We start from the raw sequence: 18,266 nt of genomic DNA, 5'->3' as shown, positions 1-18,266 counted from the left end.
AAAAAGGCCCAGCTTGACTTCGGCATGCCGTTCGGGTTGACTGGGTTTAGAAGAGATCAATGATTGATATTTTTAACAACAAAGGTGTTGCATCATGTCGGTACCCCCGCGTGCCGTTCAGCTTAACGAAGCGAACGCGTTCCTTAAGGAACATCCTGAGGTTCTGTACGTTGACCTTCTGATTGCGGATATGAATGGTGTGGTGCGCGGCAAGCGCATTGAACGCACCAGCCTCCACAAGGTTTACGAGAAAGGCATCAACCTGCCGGCCTCTTTATTTGCCCTGGATATCAACGGCTCCACGGTGGAAAGCACCGGCCTGGGCCTGGACATCGGCGACGCTGACCGGATCTGTTATCCAATCCCTGACACCCTGTGCAACGAGCCCTGGCAGAAGCGCCCTACCGCGCAACTGCTAATGACCATGCACGAACTTGAAGGTGACCCTTTCTTCGCCGACCCTCGCGAAGTCCTGCGCCAGGTCGTGACCAAGTTCGATGAGCTGGGCCTGACCATCTGCGCGGCATTCGAACTGGAGTTCTACCTGATCGACCAGGAGAACGTGAATGGACGCCCACAACCGCCCCGCTCGCCGATCTCCGGCAAACGCCCGCACTCGACACAGGTCTACCTGATCGACGACCTCGACGAATACGTCGATTGCCTCCAGGACATTCTGGAGGGAGCCAAGGAGCAAGGCATTCCCGCCGATGCCATCGTCAAGGAAAGTGCCCCGGCGCAGTTCGAAGTGAACCTGCACCACGTGGCCGACCCGATCAAGGCCTGCGACTACGCGGTACTGCTCAAGCGCCTGATCAAGAACATCGCCTACGACCATGAAATGGACACTACCTTCATGGCCAAGCCGTATCCGGGCCAGGCGGGCAATGGCCTGCACGTCCACATTTCGATCCTGGATAAAGATGGCAAGAATATTTTTGCCAGCGAGGATCCCGAGCAGAACGCCGCACTGCGTCACGCGATCGGCGGTGTGCTCGAGACCCTGCCGGCGCAGATGGCTTTCCTCTGCCCGAACGTGAACTCCTACCGTCGTTTCGGCGCACAGTTCTACGTGCCGAACTCGCCGACCTGGGGCCTGGACAACCGCACCGTGGCCCTGCGCGTACCCACCGGCTCCGCCGATGCGGTGCGTCTGGAACACCGCGTGGCCGGCGCCGACGCCAACCCGTATCTGCTGATGGCCGCCGTACTGGCTGGCGTGCACCATGGCCTGGTCAACAAGATCGAGCCCGGTGCGCCGGTGGAAGGCAACAGCTACGAGCAGAACGAGCAAAGCCTGCCGAACAACCTGCGCGATGCCCTGCGCGAGCTGGACGACAGCGAAGTCATGGCCAAGTACATCGATCCGAAATACATCGATATCTTCGTGGCCTGCAAGGAAAGCGAGCTGGAGGAGTTCGAACACTCCATCTCCGACCTTGAGTACAACTGGTACCTGCATACCGTGTAAGCGGGTTGCAGTAAAAAAACGCCGCAGGCCTTCGAGGCTGCGGCGTTTTTTTATGCCTTGGGGTGGATGGCCGCCTTCGGCGGATCGCGAGCAGGCTCGCTCCCACAGGGAACTGTGGTGAGCATGATTAACTGACCACCAAAGATCCAATGTGGGAGCGAGCCTGCTCGCGATGACGGCCTTGAAGACAACACTGAACCCGGCTCGTACAATGCCCGGCAGCCCCGCAGGAGACACCGATGACGCGCACCGCCACCCCTCGCAAGCCTCGCGCCCGCAGCCAGGCCCGGATCGACTCGATTCTCGATGCCGCCCGCACGCTGCTCGCTGCCGAAGGCGTGGCCAGCCTGTCGATCTACAGCGTCGCCGAACGCGCCGGGATCCCGCCCTCCTCGGTGTATCACTTCTTCGCCAGCGTCCCGGCCCTGCTGCAAGGGCTGACCGCCGACGTCCACGCGGCCTTTCGCGCCTGCCTGCAAGTGCCGATCGATCATGCGCAACTGAACCACTGGCACGACCTGTCGCGGCAGGTGGAGCAGCGCATGCTGACCATCTACAGCCAGGACGCCGCCGCCCGCCAACTGATCCTGGCCCAACATGGCCTGACTGAAGTCATCCAGGCCGACCGTCAGCACGATCTCGAACTCGGCGAATTGTTGCACAAGCTCTTCGCTCGCCATTTCGAACTGCCGGCACTGCCCCATGACGTTGATGTGTTCGCCCTGGCCATGGAACTGGGCGACCGCGTCTACGCGCGCTCGGTGCAGCAACACGGCCAGATCACCCCGCGCATGGCCGAAGAAGGCATGCGGGTGTTCGATGCTTACCTGGGGTTGTATCTGCCGCCGTATTTGCCCAAGCGTGATGCCCCCTGAAACATCGCTCACAACTTGGCGATAGACACCTCCGTGGATTTGACGAAGGCGATCACTTCGCTGCCGATCGCCAGCTCCAGCTCCTTGACGGAACGAGTGGTGATGACCGAGGTGACAATACCCGAGGCAGTCTGGACGTCGATTTCCGACAGCACGTCGCCCTCGACGATTTCCTTGATGGTGCCTTTGAACTGGTTGCGTACGTTGATGGCTTTGATAGTCATGGTGTCGATTCCTGTCTGGATGAAGTTATTGCGCCCAACGCAGTTGCGTAGGCAAGGGTGAAATCGGTTCGGGCTCCGGCGGTTGGCCGGGCAAGGACAGCACGCGGTTGAGAACTTCGGTTTCCAGGCTCGCCAGCCGATGAGAGCCGCGAGCCCGTGGGCGTGGCAGGTCGATGGCCAAGTCGAGGCCGATCCGGCCGTCCTCGATCAGGATCACCCGGTCGGCGATGGCCACCGCCTCGCTGACGTCATGGGTCACTAGCAGCACGGTGAAGCCGTGTTGCTGCCACAAGCGCTCGATCAATTGCTGCATCTCAATCCGGGTCAGGGCGTCCAGCGCCCCCAAGGGTTCGTCGAGCAGCAACAGGCGTGGCTGATGAATCAGCGCGCGGGCCAGGGCCACCCGTTGTTTCTGTCCGCCAGACAGCGCCGCCGGCCACTCATGAGCGCGGTCGGCCAAACCGACGGCTTCCAGTGCTTGCAACGCCTGCGGGCGCCAGTTGCCCTTTAGGCCGAGGCCAACGTTGTCGATGATTTTTTTCCAGGGCAGCAAACGCGCCTCCTGGAACATCAACCGCGTGTCCTGTTGTGCGGCACTCAACGGTGCCGAACCCGCCAGTAATTGGCCGTCAGTGGGTTGATCGAGGCCAGCCAGCAAGCGCAGCAAAGTACTTTTGCCGCAGCCGCTGCGCCCGACCACTGCCACGAACTGCCCGGCCGGTATATGCAGGTCAATGTCACGCAGAACCTGGCGCGAACCGAAGTTTTTTTGCAATTTGCGCACGGCCAGCGGGATACCGCGCAGCAAGCGTGGAGGTTGTTGGGCGGTCATGCGGGACCTCCCTTGCTCACTTGATACGCCGGGTGCCAGCGCAGCCAGACCCGCTCAAGCCCGCGGGCGGCAAGGTCGGCCAGTTTGCCGAGCACGGCGTACAGAAGAATCGCCAGGACCACCACGTCGGTCTGCAGGAATTCCCGGGCATTCATCGCCAGATAACCGATGCCGGCACTGGCTGAAATGGTTTCCGCCACGATCAGCGTCAGCCACATGAAGCCCAACGCAAAGCGCACGCCCACCAGGATCGAAGGCAAGGCGCCGGGCAGGATCACTTGGCGAAACAGGCTGAAGCCGGACAAGCCGTAGCTGCGCGACATTTCCACCAGCGCCGGATCGACGTTACGAATCCCGTGGTAGGTGTTGAGGTAGATGGGGAACAGCGTGCCCAGCGCCACCAGGAAAATTTTCGCTGACTCATCGATGCCGAACCACAGGATCACCAGCGGAATCAGCGCCAGGTGCGGCACGTTACGCACCATCTGCACCGAGCTGTCCAACAGTCGCTCGCCCCATGTCGACAAACCGGTGATGAAACCCAGGGTCAGGCCAATGCCGCCGCCGATCAGGAAGCCCACCGCTGCGCGCCAACCGCTGATGGCCAAGTGCGTCCAGATTTCGCCGCTGCGCACCAGGTTGACCCCGGCTTCGATGACGGCCACGGGGGCCGGCAGGATCCGCGTGGACAACCAGCCTGCCGATACCGACAGTTGCCACACCGCCAACAACAGCAGCGGCACCGCCCAGGGCGCCAGGTTGTGGATAATTTTCTTCATGGCCGCCTCAGCTCTGGGACGCGGCTTTGGGAAGAATGTCGTTGGCGACCATTTCACCAAACGGGCTCACATAGCCCTGGCTCTTCGGCAACTCCGGGCGCTCCACGTCCAGGTGTGGGAACAGCAGTTCCGCCACGCGATAGGACTCTTCCAGGTGTGGATAACCGGAGAAGATAAAGGTGTCGATACCAAGGTCGGCGTACTCCTTGACCCGGGCCGCCACGGTCGGGCCATCGCCCACCAACGCCGTTCCGGCGCCGCCGCGCACCAGGCCGACACCGGCCCACAGGTTGGGGCTGACTTCCAACTTGTCGCGTCGGCCGCCATGCAACGCGGCCATACGTTGCTGGCCCACCGAATCGAAACGCGCCAGGGAGGCCTGCGCACGGGCAATGGTGTCGTCGTCCAGGTGGGAGATCAGCCGGTCGGCCGCTCGCCAGGCTTCGGCGTTGGTTTCACGCACGATCACATGCAGGCGGATGCCGAAGCGCACGGTACGGCCAAGCTTCGCGGCCTTGGCCCGCACTTGTTCGATTTTTTGCGCGACGGCTGCGGGCGACTCACCCCAGGTCAGCACCATTTCCACCTGTTCGGCCGCAAGATCCTGGGCAGCCTCCGACGAGCCGCCGAAATACAGCGGCGGACGCGGTTGCTGAATCGGCGGATAGAGCAGCTTGGCGCCCTTCACACTGATGTGCTCACCGTCATAATCCACGGTTTCGCCTTCCAGCACCCGGCGCCAGATGCGGGTGAATTCCACCGACGCCTGGTAGCGTTGCTCGTGGTCCAGGAACAGGCCGTCGCCAGCCAGTTCGTCCGGGTCGCCGCCGGTCACCAGGTTGAACAGCGCACGTCCACCGGACAACCGGTCGAGCGTCGCGGCCTGGCGCGCCGCCACCGTCGGGGAAATGATCCCGGGGCGCAGGGCGACGAGGAACTTCAGGCGCTGGGTCACCGGAATCAACGAAGCGGCCACCAGCCAGGAGTCCTCGCAGGAACGTCCGGTAGGAATCAGCACACCGCCGAAACCCAGTCGATCCGCCGCCTGGGCTACCTGCTGCAGGTAGCCGTGATCAACGGCGCGGGCGCCTTCAGCAGTGCCAAGATAATGGCCATCGCCGTGGGTGGGCAGGAACCAGAAAATATTGAGGCTCATGGAGTGGTCTCCTAAGGGATCGAATTACTGCGCTTTCGCAACGGCCGCCGGCGGCGTCCAGATCACGTCCTTGATGCTCAAGGGTTTGGGGATCAATTTGAGCTGGTAGAAGCGGTCAGCGATTTTCTGCTGCGCCGCCGCCACTTCCGGCGTGAGGAACAATGCCCCGTAGCCTTGGCGTTTCACCGCCGTCAGGGTGATGTCCGCCGGCAGGCCGAGCAGCGGCGCTACCTGCTGGGTCACCTCTTCAGGGTTGGCCTTGGACCACTCCCCCACCGCGCGCACTTCTTCCACCAGCGTCGTGATGACCTGGGGATTTTTTTGCGCATAGGGTTTGGTGGCGAGGTAGAACTGGTGGTTATCGACGATGCCTTTGCCGTCACGCAGGGTGCGTGCCTGCAACTGTTGCTCAGCGGCCGCCTGATACGGATCCCAGATCACCCAGGCGTCCACGCTGCCACGTTCGAACGCCGCACGGGCATCGGCCGGTGGTAGGAAAACGGTCTGGATATCGGCGTACTTGAGGCCTGCATCTTCGAGTGCCCGGACCAGCAGGTAGTGGACGTTGGAGCCTTTGTTCAGCGCGACTTTCTTGCCCTTGAGGTCCTGCACCGACTGGATGGGCGAGCCCTTGGGCACTAGGATCGCCTCGCTGTCAGGCGCGGGCGGCTCGTAAGCAACATAAAGCAGGTCAGCGCCGGCCGCCTGGGCGAATACCGGAGGGGTTTCGCCGGTCACACCAAAATCGATGGAGCCGACGTTCAAGCCTTCAAGCAGTTGGGGGCCGCCGGGAAACTCGGTCCATTGCACGTCCACGCCCTGGGCGGCGAGGCGCTTTTCCAAAGTACCCTTGGCCTTGAGCAGCACCAACGTGCCGTATTTTTGGTAACCGATCCGAAGGGTCTCGGCTTGAGCCTGGGTGATGGCGCCGAAGGACACAGCCGCAGCAAACAGAGCGACCAGCCCGCGACGCAAAATGACAGTGCGCATGGCGCTTCTCCTTTTGCTGTGGGGTTTTGGCTGCACCTGCTTGGCCGTTGGCGGCTGAGTAAGGTGGAGTTGAATCAGTGATGTATCGGGTCAGATGCTCCAGCGAGCACTCAATAGGCGTTCATTCAATACGCTGGGGTCCAGCGGCTTTGGCCGACGAGCCATGGCGCTGTAGAACTGTTCCAGCGCTTCGCTCAGGCGCGCTTGCAGGGCCGGGGCCAACTGCGCCTGGGCACTGCCTTCGCCATAAGCGATCTGGCTGTCTTCGGCGAAAATCCCATGGAGCATTTCCTGGGCCTTGAGCGCCGACAGCACCGGCTTGAGGGCGTAATCCACCGCCAGCATATGGGCGATGCTGCCGCCCGTGGCCATGGGCAATACCACCTTATGGGCCAGGGCACGTTCCGGCAGAAGGTCCAGCACTGTCTTCAAAGCACCGGAAAAAGACGCCTTGTAGACCGGCGTGGCGATCAACAGCCCGTCGGCGTTTTCGATCTGGGCGAGCAGGTCCACCACCTTGGGGCTGCCGAAGCGGGCATGGAGCAAATCCTCGGCGGGAAAATCCCGCACCTGATAGCTCACCACTTCCACCCCCTGTTGTTGCAACCAACGTTGTGAGCGCTCCAGCAGCACTCCTGAACGGGAGCGCTGGCTAGGACTGCCGCCGAGCGAGACAACCAACATACCAACCATTCCTTAACTGTCACGTGCGATGCGCAGTGGGCGATCTCGCGGGATGGAGCAAACCATAACAGCCGGTTTATATATCCTTAAATCATATTTTTTCATTTATTTATTCGATAAAGAGATATAAACATCAAGACGTAAAAAAGGCCGTCGGAACGGCCAAAACCCTTAGTGCACAGAGATCCTCTTTGTGGGAGCGAGCCTGCTCGCGATGGCGGCCGGCGGCGATGTCGACTGATAGACCACTATCGCGAGCAGGCTCGCTCCCACAGGTTCAGGTTTTGCGTCAGCGATTGGGCTGCGGAGTGAGGCGCAGGTAAGGTTTTACCGCGCGGTAACCCTTGGGAAAGCGCTGTTTGATTTCGTCCTCATCCTTGAGCGACGGCACGATCACCACTTCATCGCCGTCCTGCCAGTTGGCCGGTGTGGCCACCTTGTAGTTGTCGGTCAGTTGCAATGAGTCGATCACCCGCAGGATCTCGTTGAAATTGCGCCCGGTGCTGGCCGGATACGTGATAGTCAGGCGGATTTTCTTGTTCGGATCGATCACGAACAGGGAGCGCACGGTCAGCGTGTCACTGGCGTTGGGGTGGATCAGGTCATACAGGTCTGACACCTTGCGGTCGGCGTCGGCCAGGATCGGGAAATTGACCACCGCATTCTGAGTTTCGTTGATGTCCTCGATCCACTTGTGGTGCGAGTCCACCGGGTCTACCGAGAGAGCAATGGCCTTGACTCCACGTTTGGCGAACTCGTCCTTGAGCTTGGCGGTCAGGCCCAGTTCGGTGGTGCACACCGGTGTGAAATCCGCCGGATGGGAAAACAGCACTCCCCAGCTATCGCCGAGCCACTCGTGGAAGCGAATCTTGCCGGCGCTGGAATCCTGTTCGAAATCGGGGGCGATGTCGCCGAGTCTGAGGCTCATGGTGCGGCTCCTGATGGTTTTTGTGAGTCCAAACTGTGCACCGGTTTTGATTGCTTTAAAAAGAATCAATATCCATTTATCTAGATCAATAGCGAATATAAAAAACTGTTCACTGGCGGCTTCGGGCCTAGCCGCTCATGATTATTTCCGAGGTTTCGAGAAGGCCTCGAGTTGCTGAAAGAGGAGAAGGTTCGGAGAAGGCTACAGGGGTGGGCCTGATCCGAAGACGCAAAAGCCCCGCCCGGCGTGCTGCCGGGCGGGGCTTCTTTACTTCGCTACGTCTTACATGAAGTTGTAAGTGTAGTTGAAGATCACGCGAGTCTGATCCTGATCATCGCCAACACCGCTGCTGCGGTAGGAGCCGTGACGCACGGTGGTACCGAAGCCTTTCAACGCACCCTGCTGGATGACGTAATCCACACGCATGTCGCGTTCCCACTCGGAGTAATCGCTTGAGCCGCTGACGGTTTTAACGTCATCACCACGCAGGTAGGAAACCGAGGCTTTCAGGCCTGGGACGCCCAAGGAAGCGAAGTCGTAGGAGTATTGGCCGAAGGTGGTATTTTCACCGGCACGGACAAACCCGTTGATCATGCTGTCGGTGAACAGGTAGAAGCTCGCACCACCGGCACCTTCGGGGCGACCGTTGCCATCAACTACGTTGCCCTGGTTCAGGTAGACAAAACCACCGTCATCGCCGACTTGCTGGTGACCCAACAGGAAGGCACTGCCACCGAGGGTGTAAGTGAACATCGCGCTCCAGGTCTTGTTATCGACCTCGCCCGGGTTCTTGGCATAGCCACTGTTGTTGTTGAAGCGATAGCCCGCGTCGCCGTTACGGCCATCCGAGCTGCTGTCGAAATAGCGCAGGTCGGTCTTGAAGGATTGCCCCTCGCTGATCGGGAAAACGTGTACCGCGCCCAGGAAGTGCTGCTTGTAGTAATCCTGCAGGTTGGCGTAGTAGTACTGCAGGGTCAGGTCTTTGGTGACCTTCCAGTCAGCACCGGCGTAACGGAACTGGTTGCTTTCCTCGGTACCGCCCGCCACTGCCAGACCAGTGCTGTTGCTCGATGCACGACCTGTGGCGTGTTCCAACTGACCAGCGTTAAAAGTAACGTTGTCGATTTCCTTGGAGGTGATGGTGCCACCTTCAAAGGTCTGTGGCAGCAGACGGCTGTCGTTGGCAACCAGGATCGGCAGGTTTGGTGCCAGGGCGCCACCCACGTGAGCTTCGGTTTTGGAGAAAAGTGCCTTTACGTTGCCGGACAAACGGCTCCACTCATGCACAGCCGAACCATCAGTATCGGCTGGCATATAGGAGCCGGCGTTACGACCCCTCCCCCCATCGAGACGAATACCAACCAGCGCCTGAGCGTCGATGCCGAAACCAACCACACCCTGCGTGAAGCCAGATTTGTAGTCGAATTTGAGGCCGGTGCCCGTTTCGCGCAGATCTTCAGTGCCCGTTTCACGGTTATCGTTATTGAAATACAACGTACGAGAACTGACAGACGCCTTGCTGTCCTCGATAAAACCCGCGGCGCCTGCCTGCTGCGCCAGAACCCCAACGGCCACAGCCAGGGCCAAGGTGGACTTGTTCATGCTTCGCTCCTCTCGTTTTCTAATTCTTGTGTGTCTTTGGTTCCGGGTCGAACGCCCGGAATCCGCGGATGCGTGATTAGCGCCAGACCGTGACTGGCAAGTCAATCGTAAGCATTTGTGATTACGACCATCGTCTAACCCCGCGACATCGGCCCGCAGAATAATGGTTTGTTTATAAATCTAAAAAGAATTGTTTCATAAGTTTTCAGCTCATTTGGAAATATCACCGCCATCAAAGCGTCATCCAACCGTGACATGGCATATCGGCCAGTCTGTGAATTACTGAATGTTTTTATTGATAGCGGTCCTGCACTGTGGCGATCCTGGAAACGCGGCGGGGCTCCCAAGCACTCCAAATGCAGCACTCATGGACAAAACAGCGTAGCTGCGATCTTGATGGATTCCAGCCGGACGGATCATTGTCTGGAATCAAGAAGGTCGCAGCTACGCGGTTCACTCCGATGTGCGGCTCACCCCCTGGCAGGACGCCTAGAGGGCTTTTTCGAAGATTTTCGAGTTGCGCTGATAGTTGTACAGCGATGCCCGCGCCGCTGGCAGGCGCTCGACACTGCTGGGCTCAAAGCCCCGCTCGCGGAACCAATGGGCCGTACGGGTGGTGAGTACGAAGAGCGTCTTGAGCCCTTTGGCCCGAGCCCGGGTTTCGATCCGCTCCAGCAGCTCATCGCCACGACCGCCGTGGCGGTATTCCGGATTCACCGCCAGGCACGCCAGCTCCCCGGCATCCGAATCGGCGATCTGATAAAGCGCCGCGCAGGCGATGATCATGCCTTCGCGTTCGACCACGCTGAACTGCTCAATCTCACGCTCCAGCACTTCGCGGGAACGACGCACCAGAATCCCCTGTTCTTCCAGCGGGCTGATCAGGTCCAGCAAACCGCCGACATCCTCGATGGCCGCTTCGCGCACCACCTCGAATTGTTCCTGGGCCACCAGCGTACCGCTGCCATCGCGGGTAAACAGTTCGGCCAGCAACGCACCGTCTTCGACGTAGCTGACGATATGACTGCGCGCCACACCACCGCGACAGGCCTGGGCCGCCGCATCCAGCAGCTCGGCCTGATAGTCGCTGCCCAGCCGTTGCATGTGGGCCGGGACCTGTTGCGGGCGCAACTCGCGCACTAAACGACCGTCTTCGCCGATCAGCCCCTGCTCGGCACCGAACAGCAGCAGTTTGTCGGCTGCCAGGTCGATGGCCGCCCGGGTCGCCACGTCTTCGCAGGCGAGGTTGAAAATCTCCCCGGTCGGTGAATAGCCCAATGGTGACAGCAGGACGATGGAGCGTTCGTCCAGCAGGCGATTGATGCCCTTGCGATCGACCCGACGGACTTCGCCGGTGTGGTGATAATCCACGCCTTCCAGTACGCCGATGGGCCGTGCCGTCACCAGGTTGCCGCTGGCGACCCGCAGGCGCGAACCCTGCATCGGCGAGGACGCCATGTCCATCGACAGGCGCGCTTCAATGGCGATGCGCAGCTGGCCGACAGCGTCGATCACGCATTCCAGAGTTGCAGCGTCGGTGATGCGCATACCGTGGTGGTAATGGGGCGTCAGGCCCCGCGCGGCGAGGCGGGTTTCGATCTGTGGACGCGAACCATGAACCAGCACCAGACGCACGCCAAGGCTGTGCAGCAGTACCAGGTCATGGACGATGTTGCCGAAGTTCGGATGTTCCACACCATCGCCGGGCAGCATGACGATGAAGGTGCAATCGCGGTGGGCGTTGATGTAGGGCGAAGCGTGACGAAGCCAATTGACGTATTCGGGCATGAACCTGGGCCTGTAAATAAATAGCAGCCGAAAAAAGACGAAACGGAACGCACAGCGGGCTGATGGTTATCGTCGGAACAGGCTTGGCGACACGCGCGCTCTCCTCATGAATACGGGCCCGGATGTGGGCAATTTAGCCGGCCGTGGCCGGTGTCAGGCAGTAATGTTCGATCAGTTGCCGCAATAGCTGCACGGTAGGTTGCAAACGTGACATTTCAAGGTACTCGCCCGGTTGGTGGGCACAGGCGATATCGCCGGGGCCAAGTACCAGGGTTTCGCAGCCAAGACGCTGAAGATAAGGCGCTTCGGTGCCAAACGCCACTGCTTCGGCACGATGGCCGGTGAGTCGCTCGGCCACTCGCACCAGTTCGCAGTCTTCGGCCTGCTCGAAGGGGGGCACTTCGGGGAACAGCGGTGCGTAGTCGATCTTGACTTTATGACGCTCGGCGATGGGATTGAGCTTCTGCTGGATCGCAGCCCGCAAGACATTCGGGTCCATGCCGGGCAATGGCCGCAGATCGAACTCCATGGAGCACTGGCCGCAAATCCTGTTGGGGTTGTCGCCGCCGTGGATGCAGCCGAAATTCAGGGTTGGCTGTGGCACGGTGAATTGCGGGTTACGAAATTCGCGCTGCCATTGTAGGCGCAGGCCACGCAACTCGCCCATAGCGTCGTGCATCGCTTCAAGAGCGCTGTGACCCAGGCTCGGGTCGGAGGAATGACCACTGCGCCCGAGAATGTCGATGCGCTCCATCATGATGCCTTTGTGCATCCGAATCGGCTTGAGGCCGGTCGGCTCGCCGATCACCGCCGCACGCCCCAACGGCCTTCCGGCATCGGCCAGGGCACGGGCGCCGGCCATGGAGCTTTCTTCGTCGCAAGTGGCCAGGATCAGCAAGGGCTGCTTGAACGGTTGCTCCAGCAAGGGCTTGACCGCTTCGATGGCGAGGGCGAAAAAACCCTTCATGTCGCAACTGCCCAGGCCAACCCAACGGCCATCGACCTCGGTGAGCTTCAGCGGATCGGTCTGCCACAACTGGCCGTCGAACGGCACCGTGTCGCTGTGCCCGGCCAGTACCAGGCCTCCGGGACCGCTGCCGAAACTGGCCAGCAAATTGAACTTGCCGGGGCTGACCTGCTGGATATCGCAGGAGAACCCCAGATCGGCGAGCCAACCCGCCAGCAGCTCGATCACGGCACTGTTGGACTGGTCCAGCCCAGGTTGGGTACAACTGACCGAAGGCGCGGCGATCAGGGCAGCGAACTGATCTTTCAGGGTGGGCAAAGGCATCGCTGGCTCCGGACTTACAAATTGATGTCCATCATAGAACCATCTTGCGCGAGTGTCCTGTCTCACCCAAAAGGAACAGTATTGGTGAGACAGGACACTCCCATAAACCGCCGCGGCGCGTAGAACGGATGAGTCCTGTACACTGCACGGCCTTGGCAGCCACACCTTCCCCCGGCTGCGCACCCGATCCCTGGATTTTCCGGCCATGCAGAAAGAAACCGAAATCAAACTCCGCGTCAGCCGCGAGACCCTGGCAGCCTTGCGCGAGCACCCATTGCTCAAGAAACGCAACAAAAGCGGCTGGGAACGCCACGAACTGATGAACCAGTATTTCGACACGCCAGAGCGTGACCTGGCCGGGGCCAAGGTCGCCCTGCGCCTGCGTCGCGACGGCGAAGAGGTGATCCAGACCCTCAAGACTCGCGGCCAGAGCATCGCCGGCCTGTCCGAGCGCAACGAGTACGACTGGCACCTGCCCAAAGCCAAGCTCGACCTGAAGAAACTCGATGGCGAATGCTGGCCAGAGGCGTTGGCCGAACTGGACAAGAGAACCCTCAAGGCCATCTTCACCACCGATTTCGTGCGTGAACGCGCGGAAATCGCCTGGGGCCGCGGCAAAAGCAAAGTGGTCATCGAGGCCGCGCTGGACCTGGGCCACGTCGTGGTCGGCAAGCAGAAGGAAGAAATCTGCGAGCTGGAGCTGGAATTGCGCGAAGGTGAACCCGCTGCCCTGCTGGAACTGGCCGCCGAGCTGGCCGCGACCCTGCCCTTGATGCCGTGTGATATCAGCAAGGCCGAGCGTGGTTATCGCCTGCATGATGCGAACAGCTATGCCCTGAGTCTGCCGGCCCCGCAATTGACCGGCGAGATGCCACTCGATGATGCCTTTGCCGCGCTGAGCTGGCATTTACTGGGCAGCAGCCAGCGTCTGGCCGAACAGTATCGTTTTAACGGCCACTGGCGCCTGCTGCAGGATTGGGTGGAAAACCTGGCCGAATTGCGCGCCCTGCTCAGCAGCCTCGGCCAGGCCGCACCACGCCAATCAACGCATGACTTGCGCGTCGCCCTGGACGCACTGCTGGAAGACTGGCGCCCGTTGGTCCAGGCCGGCCTGGATGACGAAGACGTGCGCAAGGCCGCGCCGGAACAGTTCCTTGAAGAGCTGCAAGACCCGCGCTGGGGCCAATTCTCCCTCAACACTTCACGCTGGCTGCTGGCCCGCAGCTGGGCTGCCGAGCGCAACACCCGCGGCAATCGCCAGGGTGCCGCCCAACTGGCTAGCTGGCTGCCGCGCCTGCTGGGCGAAGAGTCCTCGTCGCTGCAACTGCAACGCTATCAGCAACAGCCGGAAGACCTGGCCGAACAGCTGCCGCGCATTGAACGCATCCAGGCCTGGCTGCACCACGCTCGCCATGTGCTGGAAATCCCGGAAATGGACCGCCTCTACGGTGAGCTGAACAAACTGGCACAACTGGCCAACGAACCGATTACCGAAGAAGCCCTGGAGGCGCGCAAGCAACAGGCGATCGCGGTTTATCAGAATCGGGCCTGGAAGACTTTGCTGCGCCTGTAACATTGCCATCGCGAGCAGGCTCGCTCCCACAATGGATCTTCGGCGAACAGAGATCCCATGTGGGAGCGAGCCTGCTCGCGATGGGGGGCCAGCACAAACACCGCAAAAACAAGCTCAGCGCACCACCGGCAAACTCGTCGTCGATTTGATCTCCGACAGCGCCACAATCGAGTTCACTTCCTGGATCCCCGGCACCATCGACAGCTTTTCGAAGAAGAAGCGTTCATACGCCTCGATGTCCGCCGTGACGATGCGCAGCAGGAAATCCACCGACCCCATCAGCACGTAGCATTCCAGCACCTCGGGAAAGCCGCGAATGGCTTCGGTGAACTCGGTGAAGTTCGAACGTCCGTGCGCGTTGAGTTTTATTTCGGCGAATATCTGCGTGTTGAGGCCGATTTTCTTGCGATCGAGCAAGGTCACCTGACCGCGAATAATCCCCTCCTCCTTCATCCGTTGAATCCGCCGCCAGCAGGGTGATTGGGACAAGCCCACCTGTTCGGCGATCTGCGCGCTGGACAGCGAAGCATCCTCTTGGAGCAGCGCCAGGATCCTGCGGTCGTAGCCGTCCAACTCTCCGTGCATAAATAAACCTCTTCTAGGCTTAATCCAGAATCATACGATTCACCGGATCTGAATAATCATTCATATTAGATAAGAAATACCCCGTCGCGCATGTAAACATTTCTCCACATCCCCGGAGACCGTCCATGCCCCCTCTCGAAGCCGTCACCTCCAACCGACCCGATGTCTGGCACGCCCAGAATCGCCATTGTCGCGCCCACTACCATCTGCGGGCCGAAGCCGAACCGGATCTGCTGTGCCGGGCGCTGAATCTGTTTGCCTTGCAAGGCCTGACACCCCGGCAGGTCCACGTCGAACGCGACGACGATCTGCTGTCGATGGAGATCCTCATGGACGGGTTGAGCTGGCACCGTGCCCAAGTGCTCGCTGAAAAATTACGTAACCTGATCAGCGTGTGCTCCGTGGACCTGCAAGACGCTGACAGTGCGCGCCTTGAGCCGGCCCAGGCGGCAGGCTGAACGGCTGCCGGCAAGAATTCGAAACGCATTGGTCGGGTAGTGGCCCAACGGTCCATAGTGTCGGGACTATTCTTTTGCAGACCGAGCGAGGACGCCGAAGCGTCTGTATCGCGGCTTTGCTGCAATTGTCCAATAGGAACCCGCATGTCCACCAAACACGCCACTCAGGACCGCTGGCTGGACCTCAATGATCTGCTGCGCCAATTGGTCGCCCAGGGCTTCATCAGCCAGGACTGCGCCGAAACCGCACTCAATGCGCGCCGGCGCCATAGCGCCAGCGCCCAGCTGCACCCACTGGAGTTCATCGCCAACCAGCATCTGGACGATCTCAGCCGCCCCGGCAAGCGCCTGGACCTGGAAAGCCTGACCCTCTGGCTGTCGCAACAGGCCGGCCAGCCCTACCTGCGCATCGACCCGCTGAAAATCAACGTGGCGGCCGTCACGCCGCTGATGTCCTACGCCTTTGCCCAGCGCCACAAGATTCTCGCGGTGGCTGTGGACCGCGACGCGGTCACGGTGGCCAGCGCCCAGCCTTACGTCAGCAGTTGGGAAGCGGACCTGACCCATGTACTCAAGCTGCCGATCCAGAGGGTCGTTGCCAACCCGGTGGATATCCAGCGCCTGAGCGTGGAGTTCTATCGCCTGGCCAAATCGGTCAGCGGCGCCACTACGGTCGACCAGCAACCGAGCAACCTGAGCAACTTCGAACAACTGCTCAACCTGGGCGCCAGCGATCAGGAGCCGGACGCCAACGACGCCCATATCGTCAACATTGTCGACTGGCTGTTCCAATACGCCTTCCAGCAACGTGCCAGCGATATCCACATCGAACCGCGTCGCGAGCAGGGCACGGTGCGCTTTCGCATCGACGGGGTGCTGCACACCGTCTATCAGTTCCCGCCGCAGGTGACGATGGCGATCATCAGTCGCCTCAAGAGCCTGGGGCGGATGAACGTCGCGGAAAAGCGCAAGCCCCAGGACGGTCGGGTCAAGACCAAGACTCCGGACGGTGGCGAAGTGGAATTACGCCTGTCGACGCTGCCCACGGCGTTTGGCGAAAAAATGGTCATGCGGATCTTCGATCCCGAAGTACTGCTCAAGGACTTCGACCAGCTCGGCTTCTCCGCCGATGACCTGCGCCGCTGGCAAGACATGACCCGTCAGCCCAACGGCATCATCCTGGTGACCGGCCCCACCGGTTCGGGCAAGACCACCACCCTCTACACCACCCTCAAGAAGCTGGCGACACCAGAGGTAAACCTTTGCACCATCGAGGACCCGATTGAAATGGTCGAGGCGTCCTTCAACCAGATGCAGGTGCAGCACAACATCGACCTGACCTTCGCCGCCGGGGTCCGGGCGCTGATGCGGCAAGACCCGGACATCATCATGATCGGCGAGATCCGCGATCTGGAAACCGCTGAAATGGCGATCCAGGCGGCGCTCACCGGACACCTCGTCCTCTCGACCCTGCACACCAACGATGCACCGAGCGCCATCAGTCGCTTGCTGGAGCTAGGCGTGCCCCATTACCTGATCAAAGCCACGGTGCTCGGCGTCATGGCCCAGCGCCTGGTGCGCACGCTGTGCCCGCACTGCAAGGCCCCTCTGACCCTGGATGAAGACGATTGGCAGACCCTGACACGCCCCTGGCAGGCCCCGTTGCCGGCCAATGCCCAACAGGCCGTCGGCTGCCTGGAATGCCGTGACACCGGCTATCGCGGCCGCGCCGGGGTCTACGAAATCATGCAATTGACCGACAGCGTCAAAGGCTTGATTCACCCCGACACCGACCTGCTGGCGGTGCGTCGCCAGGCATTCAAGGAAGGGATGCGCAGCTTGCGGTTATCGGGCGCACAAAAAGTCGCCGCAGGGCTGACGACCGTTGAGGAAGTCCTGCGCGTGACCCCGCAGAGCGAGCAGAAGTAGCTGTGGGGAGAGGCTGTGGGAGCAAGGCTTGCCCGCGATGAAAATGACGCGGTCTCCCAGGGAAGCAAGGCGCCTGCATCGCGAGCAAGCTTTGCTCCCACTGAGTGATGACAATGGCCGTTTGCCCTACACTCAGGGCGCGCAAGTCATTTTCAATCAGAACAGGGAACAGTCATGCAGATCGGTAGCGTACTTTTACTTTTTATCGGCCTCGTGGTCGCCATTCTATTCATGGGCTTCAAGGTCGTGCCCCAGGGCTACCAATGGACTGTCGAACGGTTCGGCCGCTACACCAACACCCTCAAGCCCGGCTTGAACATCATCATCCCAGTGATGGATCGCATCGGCCGCAAGATCAATGTCATGGAAAGCGTACTGGACATCCCACCTCAGGAGGTCATCACCGCCGACAACGCCACGGTGCAGATCGACGCGGTGTGCTTCTTCCAGGTGGTCAACACCGCCCAGGCTGCGTACGAGGTCAACAACCTCGAGCACGCGATCCGCAATCTGCTGCAAACCAATATCCGCACCGTGTTGGGGTCCATGGAGCTGGACGCGATGCTGAGCCAGCGTGATGGCATCAATGAAAAACTGCTGCGCACTGTCGATGAAGCTACAGCACCGTGGGGCATCAAGATCACCCGGATCGAGATCAAGGACATCAGCCCACCGGCCGACCTGATGGCCGCCATGTCAGGGCAGATGAAAGCCGAACGCATCAAGCGTGCCCAAATCCTGGAAGCCGAGGGCTTGCGAGCGTCGGCGATTCTCACCGCCGAGGGCAAGAAGCAGGCGCAGATCCTCGAGGCAGAGGGCAGCCGCCAGGCCGCGTTCCTGGAGTCCGAGGCCCGCGAGCGTCAAGCGCAAGCCGAAGCGCTGGCCACCCAGGTGGTATCCCAGGCAATCGCAGACGGCAACGTCCAGGCCGTGAACTACTTCGTCGCGCAAAAATACATTGATGCGCTGGGCCGCCTGGCGTCGGCCAACAACAGCAAAGTGATCCTGATGCCGCTGGAAGCCAGTCAGGTCATCGGAGCGGTTGGTGGCATCGGTGAGATCGTCAAGGCCACCTTCGACAGCAAGAAAGCCTGAGGCGCC

17 protein-coding genes are annotated in these 18,266 nt (G+C 60.7%); 6 read left to right on the top strand and 11 right to left on the bottom strand.

Annotated elements, in window-relative coordinates:
* Nucleotides 1-94 precede the first annotated feature (94 nt).
* Both CRX69_RS00815 and CRX69_RS00810 read left to right on the top strand, forming a co-directional pair.
* Nucleotides 95-1,471 carry a glutamine synthetase family protein gene (locus CRX69_RS00815; protein WP_047226058.1) on the top strand — a complete coding sequence of 459 codons (1,377 nt, stop codon included), beginning with the start codon at nt 95-97 and terminating at the stop codon, nt 1,469-1,471.
* 239 nt (nt 1,472-1,710) lie between these two features.
* A complete protein-coding gene (locus CRX69_RS00810) occupies nt 1,711-2,346 on the top strand; it encodes a TetR/AcrR family transcriptional regulator (RefSeq protein ID WP_107321384.1) in 636 nt (211 codons plus the stop codon).
* An 8-nt stretch (nt 2,347-2,354) separates the two neighbouring features.
* On the opposite strand, the gene CRX69_RS00805 is transcribed toward CRX69_RS00810, so the two are convergent.
* From CRX69_RS00805 to argE, 10 genes are all read right to left on the bottom strand, one after another.
* Nucleotides 2,355-2,570 carry a TOBE domain-containing protein gene (locus tag CRX69_RS00805; protein ID WP_003177394.1) on the bottom strand — a complete coding sequence of 72 codons (216 nt, stop codon included), beginning with the start codon at nt 2,568-2,570 and terminating at the stop codon, nt 2,355-2,357.
* Between the two features lie 25 nt (nt 2,571-2,595).
* Nucleotides 2,596-3,402 (bottom strand): aliphatic sulfonates ABC transporter ATP-binding protein, encoded by an 807-nt coding sequence (gene ssuB, locus CRX69_RS00800; protein WP_107321383.1) that lies wholly within the window; start codon nt 3,400-3,402, stop codon nt 2,596-2,598.
* Nucleotides 3,399-4,181: an aliphatic sulfonate ABC transporter permease SsuC gene (ssuC, locus tag CRX69_RS00795; RefSeq protein WP_107321382.1), complete on the bottom strand. Its 783-nt coding sequence runs from the start codon at nt 4,179-4,181 to the stop codon at nt 3,399-3,401. The genes ssuB and ssuC overlap by 4 nt, the downstream gene beginning before the upstream one ends.
* A gap of 7 nt (nt 4,182-4,188) precedes the next feature.
* Entirely contained in the window at nt 4,189-5,337 is a 1,149-nt protein-coding gene (gene ssuD / locus CRX69_RS00790; RefSeq protein ID WP_047226062.1) for an FMNH2-dependent alkanesulfonate monooxygenase, read from the bottom strand.
* Between the two features lie 24 nt (nt 5,338-5,361).
* On the bottom strand, nt 5,362-6,327 hold the full coding sequence (locus CRX69_RS00785) for a sulfonate ABC transporter substrate-binding protein (protein ID WP_107321381.1): 966 nt from the start codon (nt 6,325-6,327) through the stop codon (nt 5,362-5,364).
* A 90-nt stretch (nt 6,328-6,417) separates the two neighbouring features.
* On the bottom strand, nt 6,418-7,011 hold the full coding sequence (gene ssuE / locus CRX69_RS00780) for an NADPH-dependent FMN reductase (RefSeq protein ID WP_047226064.1): 594 nt from the start codon (nt 7,009-7,011) through the stop codon (nt 6,418-6,420).
* A gap of 289 nt (nt 7,012-7,300) precedes the next feature.
* On the bottom strand, nt 7,301-7,939 hold the full coding sequence (locus CRX69_RS00775; RefSeq protein WP_047226065.1) for a peroxiredoxin: 639 nt from the start codon (nt 7,937-7,939) through the stop codon (nt 7,301-7,303).
* A gap of 282 nt (nt 7,940-8,221) precedes the next feature.
* Nucleotides 8,222-9,541, bottom strand: a complete 1,320-nt coding sequence (locus CRX69_RS00770; RefSeq protein ID WP_047226066.1) for an OprD family outer membrane porin — start codon at nt 9,539-9,541, stop codon at nt 8,222-8,224.
* A gap of 489 nt (nt 9,542-10,030) precedes the next feature.
* Nucleotides 10,031-11,329, bottom strand: coding sequence for an amino-acid N-acetyltransferase (argA, locus tag CRX69_RS00765; protein WP_047226067.1), 1,299 nt, complete (start codon nt 11,327-11,329; stop codon nt 10,031-10,033).
* A gap of 133 nt (nt 11,330-11,462) precedes the next feature.
* On the bottom strand, nt 11,463-12,620 hold the full coding sequence (argE, locus tag CRX69_RS00760) for an acetylornithine deacetylase (protein ID WP_047226068.1): 1,158 nt from the start codon (nt 12,618-12,620) through the stop codon (nt 11,463-11,465).
* 205 nt (nt 12,621-12,825) lie between these two features.
* Here argE and CRX69_RS00755 point away from each other — a divergent pair, with 205 nt between their 5' ends.
* A complete protein-coding gene (locus CRX69_RS00755) occupies nt 12,826-14,193 on the top strand; it encodes a CYTH domain-containing protein (protein ID WP_107321380.1) in 1,368 nt (455 codons plus the stop codon).
* A 114-nt stretch (nt 14,194-14,307) separates the two neighbouring features.
* Here CRX69_RS00755 and CRX69_RS00750 read toward each other — a convergent pair whose 3' ends face one another.
* The gene (locus tag CRX69_RS00750; protein ID WP_047226070.1) at nt 14,308-14,778 is read right to left on the bottom strand and encodes an Lrp/AsnC family transcriptional regulator; all 471 of its coding nucleotides are present in this window, start codon (nt 14,776-14,778) and stop codon (nt 14,308-14,310) included.
* 125 nt (nt 14,779-14,903) lie between these two features.
* Here CRX69_RS00750 and CRX69_RS00745 point away from each other — a divergent pair, with 125 nt between their 5' ends.
* From CRX69_RS00745 to CRX69_RS00735, 3 genes are all read left to right on the top strand, one after another.
* Nucleotides 14,904-15,236 carry a hypothetical protein gene (locus CRX69_RS00745; RefSeq protein WP_047226071.1) on the top strand — a complete coding sequence of 111 codons (333 nt, stop codon included), beginning with the start codon at nt 14,904-14,906 and terminating at the stop codon, nt 15,234-15,236.
* 144 nt (nt 15,237-15,380) lie between these two features.
* On the top strand, nt 15,381-17,165 hold the full coding sequence (tfpB, locus tag CRX69_RS00740; protein ID WP_047226072.1) for a type IV pilus assembly ATPase TfpB: 1,785 nt from the start codon (nt 15,381-15,383) through the stop codon (nt 17,163-17,165).
* Nucleotides 17,166-17,339: 174 nt separating this feature from the next.
* Nucleotides 17,340-18,260, top strand: coding sequence for an SPFH domain-containing protein (locus CRX69_RS00735; RefSeq protein ID WP_047226073.1), 921 nt, complete (start codon nt 17,340-17,342; stop codon nt 18,258-18,260).
* The last annotated feature ends 6 nt before the right edge of the window (nt 18,261-18,266 follow it).

This window comes from Pseudomonas rhizophila, from assembly GCF_003033885.1.
In the GTDB taxonomy this organism is placed as follows: domain Bacteria; phylum Pseudomonadota; class Gammaproteobacteria; order Pseudomonadales; family Pseudomonadaceae; genus Aquipseudomonas; species Aquipseudomonas rhizophila.
The sequence above is the reverse complement of the archived record's forward strand: the minus strand, read 5'-3'. Positions and strand labels throughout refer to the sequence as shown.

Excerpts from the sequence above, each read along its gene's own strand:
- CRX69_RS00815 (WP_047226058.1), top strand. The coding sequence starts at position 95 with ATGTCGGTACCCCCGCGTGCCGTTCAGCTTAACGAAGCGAACGCGTTC.
- CRX69_RS00810 (WP_107321384.1), top strand. The coding sequence starts at position 1,711 with ATGACGCGCACCGCCACCCCTCGCAAGCCTCGCGCCCGCAGCCAGGCC.
- CRX69_RS00805 (WP_003177394.1), bottom strand. The coding sequence starts at position 2,570 with ATGACTATCAAAGCCATCAACGTACGCAACCAGTTCAAAGGCACCATC.
- ssuB (WP_107321383.1), bottom strand. The coding sequence starts at position 3,402 with ATGACCGCCCAACAACCTCCACGCTTGCTGCGCGGTATCCCGCTGGCC.
- ssuC (WP_107321382.1), bottom strand. The coding sequence starts at position 4,181 with ATGAAGAAAATTATCCACAACCTGGCGCCCTGGGCGGTGCCGCTGCTG.
- ssuD (WP_047226062.1), bottom strand. The coding sequence starts at position 5,337 with ATGAGCCTCAATATTTTCTGGTTCCTGCCCACCCACGGCGATGGCCAT.
- CRX69_RS00785 (WP_107321381.1), bottom strand. The coding sequence starts at position 6,327 with ATGCGCACTGTCATTTTGCGTCGCGGGCTGGTCGCTCTGTTTGCTGCG.
- ssuE (WP_047226064.1), bottom strand. The coding sequence starts at position 7,011 with ATGTTGGTTGTCTCGCTCGGCGGCAGTCCTAGCCAGCGCTCCCGTTCA.
- CRX69_RS00775 (WP_047226065.1), bottom strand. The coding sequence starts at position 7,939 with ATGAGCCTCAGACTCGGCGACATCGCCCCCGATTTCGAACAGGATTCC.
- CRX69_RS00770 (WP_047226066.1), bottom strand. The coding sequence starts at position 9,541 with ATGAACAAGTCCACCTTGGCCCTGGCTGTGGCCGTTGGGGTTCTGGCG.
- argA (WP_047226067.1), bottom strand. The coding sequence starts at position 11,329 with ATGCCCGAATACGTCAATTGGCTTCGTCACGCTTCGCCCTACATCAAC.
- argE (WP_047226068.1), bottom strand. The coding sequence starts at position 12,620 with ATGCCTTTGCCCACCCTGAAAGATCAGTTCGCTGCCCTGATCGCCGCG.
- CRX69_RS00755 (WP_107321380.1), top strand. The coding sequence starts at position 12,826 with ATGCAGAAAGAAACCGAAATCAAACTCCGCGTCAGCCGCGAGACCCTG.
- CRX69_RS00750 (WP_047226070.1), bottom strand. The coding sequence starts at position 14,778 with ATGCACGGAGAGTTGGACGGCTACGACCGCAGGATCCTGGCGCTGCTC.
- CRX69_RS00745 (WP_047226071.1), top strand. The coding sequence starts at position 14,904 with ATGCCCCCTCTCGAAGCCGTCACCTCCAACCGACCCGATGTCTGGCAC.
- tfpB (WP_047226072.1), top strand. The coding sequence starts at position 15,381 with ATGTCCACCAAACACGCCACTCAGGACCGCTGGCTGGACCTCAATGAT.
- CRX69_RS00735 (WP_047226073.1), top strand. The coding sequence starts at position 17,340 with ATGCAGATCGGTAGCGTACTTTTACTTTTTATCGGCCTCGTGGTCGCC.